Annotated in this window: 1 protein-coding gene; it reads right to left on the bottom strand. The window is 70.0% G+C overall.

From position 1 onward, the window contains the following. Positions 1–139: 139 nt before the first annotated feature. Positions 140–1643 (bottom strand): penicillin-binding protein 2 (locus JMF90_RS36240; protein ID WP_201326260.1); only part of this gene is annotated, 1504 nt, incomplete at its 5' end.

The raw sequence follows: 1643 nt of genomic DNA, 5'->3' as shown, positions 1-1643 counted from the left end.
GCTGTCGAGCGAGGGCATCGGCACCGTGTTCATGGGCGAGACCGAACTCGCGCGCGGGATGACCGAGCACGTGCTCGGCCGGATGGCGAAGCCGGTCGCGGCCGCGCATTGACGGCGCGCGGCGGCGCGCCTGGCGTCGTCAGCCCGCTGCGGCCATCTTCGCGGGCGCGGGGCGACTGGATTGCGCAGCCGTCTTGAGTTGGGCCGACGGTTTCTGCGCGACGGTCGCCGTGGCCGGCGCCGCCGCTTTCGGCGCCGCGACCGTCTTCTGCGGCGCGGCGGCCTTCGCCGGCGCATTCTTTTCCGGTTCGACCGGTGCATCGGGCGGCACGCCCAGCAACTGCAGCGAGCCGCTCGTGACCGACGCGAACACCGGGCCGGCTACCGTGCCGCCGTAGTAACCCTTGCCGCGCGGCTCGTCGATCATCACCGCGACGATCAGGCGCGGGTTGCTCATCGGCGCCATCCCCGCGAACAGCGCGCGGTACTTGCCCTTCGCATAGCTCGCGCCGACCTGCTTGCGCGCGGTACCCGTCTTGCCGCCGATCCGGTAGCCGTCGACGCGCGCGCGGCGCCCCGTGCCGCCTTCGCCGACCGCCATCTCGAGCATCGAGCGGATCGCGGCGGCCGTTTGCGGCGACGTCACGCGGTGGCCGCGGTGCGCGTCGATCGTCTGCTGGTCGGTGCCGTTCTTTAGCAGCGACACCGGGTGCAGCGTGCCGTCGCCCGCATACGCGGTGTAGGTCTGCGCGATCTGCAGCAGCGACATCGACAGCCCGTAGCCGTACGCCATCGTCGCCTGCTCGATCGGCCGCCAGCGCTTGTAGCCGCGCAGCCGCCCCGACGCGACGCCCGGGAACGTCAGTTCCGGCGCGCGGCCGATCCCGTACTCCTGGTATTTGTTCCAGATCGTTTCGGCGGGCAGGTTCAGCGCCAGTTTCGCGAGCGCGACGTTGCTCGACTTCTGCAGCGCCTGCGATACCGTCAGCGAGCCGTGGTTGGACGTATCGTGGATCACCGCCGGGCCGATCTTGTAGGTGCCCGGCGACGTGTTGATGACCGTGTTCGGCGTGACCTTGCGCTCGTCGATCGACAGCGCGACGACGAGCGGCTTGATCGTCGAGCCCGGTTCGAACGTGTCGATCACCGCGCGGTTGCGCAATTGCTGGCCGGTGAGGCGGGCGCGGTCGTTCGGGTCGAAGGTCGGATAGTTCGCGAGCGCGAGAATCTCGCCGTTCTGCGCGTCGAGCACGACGACGCTGCCGGCCACCGCGTTGTTCTCGATCACGGCCGCCTTGAGCTGGCTGAAGGCGAGCTGCTGGATGCGGCGGTCGATCGTCAGTTCGATCGTCGCGCCGTGCTGCGCGGGGACGAGCGGGCGCGTGTCCGACACGATGCGGCCGAGCCGGTCGCGGATCACCTCGCGCTGGCCGGACGTGCCTTGCAGGCGCGCATTCGCCGCGAGCTCGACGCCTTCCTGGCCCTTGTCCTCGACGTTCGTGAAGCCGACCACGTGCGCGGCCGATTCGCCTTCCGGGTAGAAGCGCTTCGAATCGGCGATCTGCGTGATGCCGTCGATCGCGAGCTTGTCGAGCCGGCTCGCGGTGTCCGCGTCGACCTGCCGCTTGAGCAGCACGAACGTC

Origin of the sequence: Burkholderia sp. E168m23 (assembly GCF_016586125.1) — a bacterium.
Lineage (GTDB): Bacteria > Pseudomonadota > Gammaproteobacteria > Burkholderiales > Burkholderiaceae > Burkholderia > Burkholderia orbicola.
This window is presented reverse-complemented; position numbering and strand designations above follow the sequence as displayed.